Below are 5,595 nucleotides of genomic sequence, written 5' to 3'. Positions count from 1 at the left end.
GGCCCCTGGCGGCGTTGCGCCTCCTCGCCGTAGTCCCCGCTACGCCTCGTCGGCGCGCCTTGCCAGGAACCGTCAGGATCCACGCCAATTTTCGCAACTTATTTACGGGACAGGGCACTAGTCGCTTCGATCCAGGGCGCCTCGGGGTTTACAGCCGGGGCTCGCGGCGTGTGCTGCCGGTGGCTCCGCGGCGCTGCACGACGGTGTCGTCCGAACCCCCATCACCGTCGCTGCGTGCATCGTGCGCGGTGACGCTCGCGCTCATGGCGTGCAGTGACTCCAGGTCCTGGATGGTCTCCCGGATCTCGTCGATGTCCGGCAGGGTGTTGACACTCCAGCGCACCAGGGGGAGTGCCGCATCGCGCAGCAGCGCATCCCGTTCGCTGCGGTGTTCCGCGATGCCCATTTCCACCACGGCGACGACCCGGAACTCGCTGTCGCAGATGACGAAATCCGCCAGCTGCGTCTCCAGCGCCAGTGGCTGGGGTTCGCCGCTGTTGCGCGGCGTGAGAAACGTGGCGAAGGGAATACGCGCGAGCACATGATGATCGGGCAGTGCGGCCTTCAGGGTGCGATACAGGCGGCGCTGATTGCCTTCGAGAACCGCACAGGGCCGGACGCCGCCAGTGGGGCTGCGCCTGCGCCGCCGTGCCTTCCACAGGAGCAGGACCAGCACAATGAGCAAGAGCGTGATGCCCGCGGGCACGAGGATCGTATCCATGGCGCCTCGGCTGGTGGTGTGAATGGTGCGCGGGCTGCGCCCGCAGGCGCGCGCGAGCAATCGTCCAGGCTCCCGCACGCTCCTGGATGCAGTATTGATTGTACTGGTTTCCAGGCGTGCCGGGGTGATGCCCCGCCTTTCAGTGCGTTTGAAGGCGCGTGTAGGGCCAGGGAATCAATCAGGTCGTCAGGTCCCGTTCGACGTGCAGGATCCGAAAGTCGTCGGGGATTCGGTGCCGCCGAAAGCCCAGCCGGTCCATGAGGCCAAGCATTCCCCGGTTAGCGGACAGGACCTGGCCCTCCATGCGCCGCAGCCCGCGGTCGCGGGCCGTCGCCATGAGCCGTTCCATGAGGCGCCGGCCGAGGCCGCGCCCCTGCCAGTCATCGGCGATGGCAACGGCGAATTCGCAGCTTTCGGCGTCGGGATTGGTCACGTAGCGGGCAACGCCCACCTCGCGGGGCTCGCCGCCGCTGGTGTCCACGGCGATAAGGGCCATCTCCCGGTCGTAGTCAATCTGCGTGAACCGGACCAGCATGGGCAGGCTGACCCGGCCCAGATGCTGCATGAAGCGATAGTAGCGCGAGCGTGGTGAGAGCCCGTGAATGAACGCCTTCTCCATCTCGGCATCCTCTGGCCGGACGGGGCGCACCGTGACAGTGGTGCCATCGGGCAGGGTTTCCACGCTCTCCAGCTGCCTAGGGTAGGGCATGATGGCCATGTGGTTATAGCCATCGCTCTCGCTTTCGCGCACGTGCAGGCGCGCGTCCACGGCCACCACCCCGGTGTCATCGGCAATCACCGGGTTGATGTCCACATCGGTGACCTGCGGCAGCATACAGACCAGATCAGACAGGCGCAGTAGGGCGTGCTCGAGTTGATCGCGCAGCTGACTGTCGGCGTCCAGGCCGAGATGGCGGCCGACCCGCGTGCGGATCATGAGATCGCGGGCGAGGAAGTCGTTCAGCGGCGGCAGCGACACGGCCCGGTCATGGATCACCTCGACCATGGATCCCCCGGAGCCAAAGCTCACCACCGGCCCGAACACCGGGTCGCGGACGATGCCAAGCATGATTTCCTTGCCGTTGCGGGCGGTGTGCATGGGTTCCACGGAGACGCCGTCCGGGGTGACGTCCGGGCGTGCCCGCCCGACCGCGGCCATGATCTCTGCGTACGCCGCCTCGACGGCGTCCGCATCGAGGACATTCAGCCGCACCCCGTCCACGGCCGCCTTGTGTGAGATGTCCGGGGTGTTGATCTTAACCGCGACCGGCAAGCCGACCTGCTGCGCGGCCGCGCGCGCCTCCCCCGGCGAACGGGCGACAAGGGTTGTGGTCACGGGAATGTGAAATGCGGTCAGGACGGCCTTGGACTGGCAGGGCGTCAGCCGCACCTGCCTCGCTGCGATGGCGGCGCTGATGATGGACTGGGCGCTCTCCAGGTCGGGCTCCGCACGCGTTCCCGAGGCCTCGGGGACCTGCATGAGCAGCGCCTGGCTGCGACGGTACCGCGACAGTGCGGATAAGGCCTCGGTGGCGTTCTCCGGCGTGGCAAAGTTGGGGAAACCGGCGGCGGTGAAACGCTCCCGGGCGGAGCGAATGTGGGTACCGCCCATCCAGCAGGCCAGTACCGGCTTGCGCCCGGAGTGGGAGTCACACAGCGCGGCCGCCGTCCCATCCGGGTCCGTACGTGCCTGGGGACTGAGGAGGACCAGGGCCCCGTCCACCCCTTGGTCACCGGCACAGGCCTGCAGCGCTTGGCTGAAGCGATCCGGCCCGGCGTCCCCAAGGATATCCACCGGGTTCTCACCGGGCCAGCGGGCCGGCAGGGTCTGGTTGAGTGTCTCCAGGGTCGTCCCGCTCAGTTGCGCCAATTGCAGGCCTCGCTCGACCAGCAGATCCGTGGCGATGATCGCCGGGCCACCACCGTTGCTGATGACGGCGATACGATCCCCGCCGAGCCGCCGGCCGCTGGCGAGTAGCTCGGCGGCGGCGAAGAGCTGTCCGATGGTTGGCACCCGCACGGCACCCGCGCGTCCCAAGGCGGCGTCGAAGGCGTCATCCGCGCCCACCAGGGCGCCCGTGTGGGAGGTGGCAGCGCGGTAGCCCTCCTGCTGACGTCCGACTTTCATGACGATCACGGGTTTCAGGCGCGCGGCAGCGCGCAGCCCGCTCAGGAACCGCCGGGCGTCGGTGATGGTTTCGATGTAGAGCAGGATGCTGCGGGTGCCCTGATCCAGGGCCAGGTAATCGAGCACGTCGCCGAAGTCCACGTCGGTGGTATCGCCCAGAGAGCACACGGTGGAGAAACCCACACGGCGGCTGTCTGCCCAGTCGAGCACGGCAGAGGTCAGTGCCCCGGACTGGGAGATCAGGGCCAGCCGGCCCGGCGCCGCGCGGTGGCGCGAGTAGGTGGCGTTGAGCCCCAGGTGCGGGCGCATGAGACCGACCCAATCGGGGCCGATGACGCGGATGCCGTAGCGCCGTGCGGTGGCCATGACGTCGCGCTCGAGGCGCTTGATGCCGGTGCCGGGGGCGCCGAGCCCGGCGGCCAGGATCAGGGCGGCGCGGACGCCGTGGCGGCCGCAATCCTCGATGACGCGGTGGACATGCCGGGGTGGCACGCAGATGACGGCCAGATCAGGGGTCTGGCTGAGCCGCGTCACGCGGGCGACGCAGGGCCGGTCCCGGATGGTCCTATGGCGGGGGTTGACCGGCAGGATGGTGCCCTGGAAACCGTCGGCGACCAGGTTGTCCATGACCTGTCTGCCCACGGAGCCCGGGGTGTCACTGGCGCCGATCACGGCGACGCTGTCGGGTTGGAAGAAGCGCTCCAGATAATGCGTGCCCATATGGCGCTTTCCGGCTCTATCCGTTGGTGGCGACTTCGAGGGCGCTTCCCGGGGGGCCGCGTTCCGCTCACCGACACGCCGGCAGTTTGCCGCCCAGGTCGCGCTCGCTCCAAGGGCCGTCTGCGGCCAGGATGGCGGCAGACGGCCCTTCCACGCAACACAGGGTGAGTGCCGGGTTATTTACACCCTTCGGGCCCTGCGCCGAAGGCGCGGGCGCTATTGGTCAGCGTAGCGCCCGATGTGATGCTCCTCCATGGCCCCGCGGATCTCGTCCATGCTGGTCGGATCATCGATTGTGGAGGGCACCGGCACCTCGCGTTCGGCGGAGAGCTGGCGGATGCTCTTGCGCAGGATCTTGCCGGAACGTGTCTTGGGCAGCTTCTGCACGATGGCGACGCGCTGCAGGCAGGCGAAGGCGCCGATGTTGTCGCGCACCCGGGCCACCAGGTCCTGCTGCAGGGTGGCGTGGTCGATGTCGGCACCGTCTTTGAGAACGACGAAGCCGATCGGCATTTCCCCCTTGAGCTGGTCGGCAATACCCACCACGGCGCATTCGGCGACGGCATCGTGGTCGCCGATGATCTCCTCCATCTCGCCGGTGGATAGCCGGTGCCCGGCGACGTTGATGACATCGTCCATGCGGCCCATCACGAAGAGATAGCCGTCCTCGTCGAAGTAGCCGCCGTCGGAGGTGTCGTAGTAGCCAGGGAAGCGCTCCAGATAGGAGGAACGGAAGCGCTTGTCGTCGTTCCACAGCGTGGGCAGGCAGCCCGGAGGCAGGGGCAGCCGGATGGCGATATTACCCTGTTCGCCCCGGCCGAGCGGCGCACCGGAGGTGTCCAGGATTTCCACTTGGTAGCCCGGGCAGGGGAAAGTGGCGGAGCCGCTCTTTTCAGGGTGCGGTTCAATGCCCATCGGGTTGGCGGCAATGGGCCAGCCGGTTTCCGTCTGCCACCAGTGGTCGATGACCGGGCGGCCGTCAGTGATCTGCTTCAGCCACTCGTAGGTGGGCGGGTCCAGGCGTTCGCCGGCGAGAAACAGCGACCGCAGGGAGCTCAGGTCGTAGTCGGCCATGTGGCTCGCGTCCGGGTCCTCTTTCTTGATCGCACGAAAGGCCGTGGGGGCGGTAAAGAAGGTCTTCACCCGGTGTTCGCTGATCACGCGCCAGAAGGCGCCGGCATCGGGAGTCTTGACCGGTTTGCCCTCGTAGACCACGGAGGTGCAGCCACGGACGAGCGGCCCGTAGACGATATAGGAATGGCCCACGACCCAGCCCACGTCCGAGGCGGTCCAGAACACGTCGCCCGTATGCAGGTCGTAGATGGCGCCGAGGCTGAAGTTCAATGCCACTGCATAGCCGCCGGTATCCCGGATCACGCCCTTGGGTTTGCCGGTGGTCCCCGAGGTATGGAGGACGTACAGAGGGTGTGTGGCGTCCACGGGCACTGGATCGGCCGGCGTGGCGCCTGCCATGAGACGGTCCCAGTCATGGTCGCGGCCCTGCTCGAGCGACGCTTCTGCTTGTGGGCGGGCCTTGAGCACCACGGCCTCGGGCTTGTGCTGCGCCTTGGCGATGGCGTTGTCTACCAGCGGCTTGTAGGGAATGACGCGGGGGCCTTCCAGTCCGCAGCTGGTGGTCAGCAGTACGCGCGGCTTGACATCGTCGATGCGCACGGCGAGCTCGTGGGGCGAGAAGCCGCCGAAGACCACAGCGTGAATGGCCCCGAGTCGGGCGCAGGCCAGCATGGCGATCACGGCCTCGGGGATCATGGGCATGTAAATGACGACCCGATCCCCCTTGGTGACGCCGAGGTCCCGCAGCGCCCCGGCGCAGGTGGCCACCGCGTCCCGCAACTCTTTGTACGTGTAGCGCTGCTGGCTGTTGGTGACGGGGGAGTCGTGGATGATGGCGGTCTGCTCCCCACGGCCCTGATTGACATGATGGTCCAGGGCCAAGTGAGCCATGTTCAGCTCGCCGCCGCGGAACCAGCGGTATAAGCCGTCGTCGTCCTGGCTCAGGATTTGC

At 67.5% G+C, this 5,595-nt stretch carries 3 protein-coding genes; all 3 read right to left on the bottom strand.

Annotation, left to right across the window (positions count from 1 at the left end; translation table 11 throughout):
• Positions 1-148: 148 nt before the first annotated feature.
• Positions 149-721 (bottom strand): DUF2726 domain-containing protein, encoded by a 573-nt coding sequence (locus QZT63_RS13265; RefSeq protein ID WP_290651927.1) that lies wholly within the window; start codon positions 719-721, stop codon positions 149-151.
• A 178-nt stretch (positions 722-899) separates the two neighbouring features.
• Complete coding sequence (locus QZT63_RS13260) at positions 900-3,569, bottom strand: bifunctional acetate--CoA ligase family protein/GNAT family N-acetyltransferase (RefSeq protein WP_290651925.1); 2,670 nt, start codon at positions 3,567-3,569, stop codon at positions 900-902.
• A gap of 216 nt (positions 3,570-3,785) precedes the next feature.
• The coding region (locus tag QZT63_RS13255; protein ID WP_290651923.1) for an AMP-binding protein at positions 3,786-5,595 on the bottom strand (1,810 nt) is incomplete at its 5' end.

This window comes from Aquisalimonas sp. (assembly GCF_007120195.1).
In the GTDB taxonomy this organism is placed as follows: Bacteria; Pseudomonadota; Gammaproteobacteria; order Nitrococcales; family Aquisalimonadaceae; genus Aquisalimonas.
The sequence above is the reverse complement of the archived record's forward strand: the minus strand, read 5'-3'. Positions and strand labels throughout refer to the sequence as shown.

Coding starts and splice junctions, on each gene's coding strand:
- QZT63_RS13260 (WP_290651925.1), bottom strand. CDS start 3,569: ATGGGCACGCATTATCTGGAGCGCTTCTTCCAACCCGACAGCGTCGCC.
- QZT63_RS13265 (WP_290651927.1), bottom strand. CDS start 721: ATGGATACGATCCTCGTGCCCGCGGGCATCACGCTCTTGCTCATTGTG.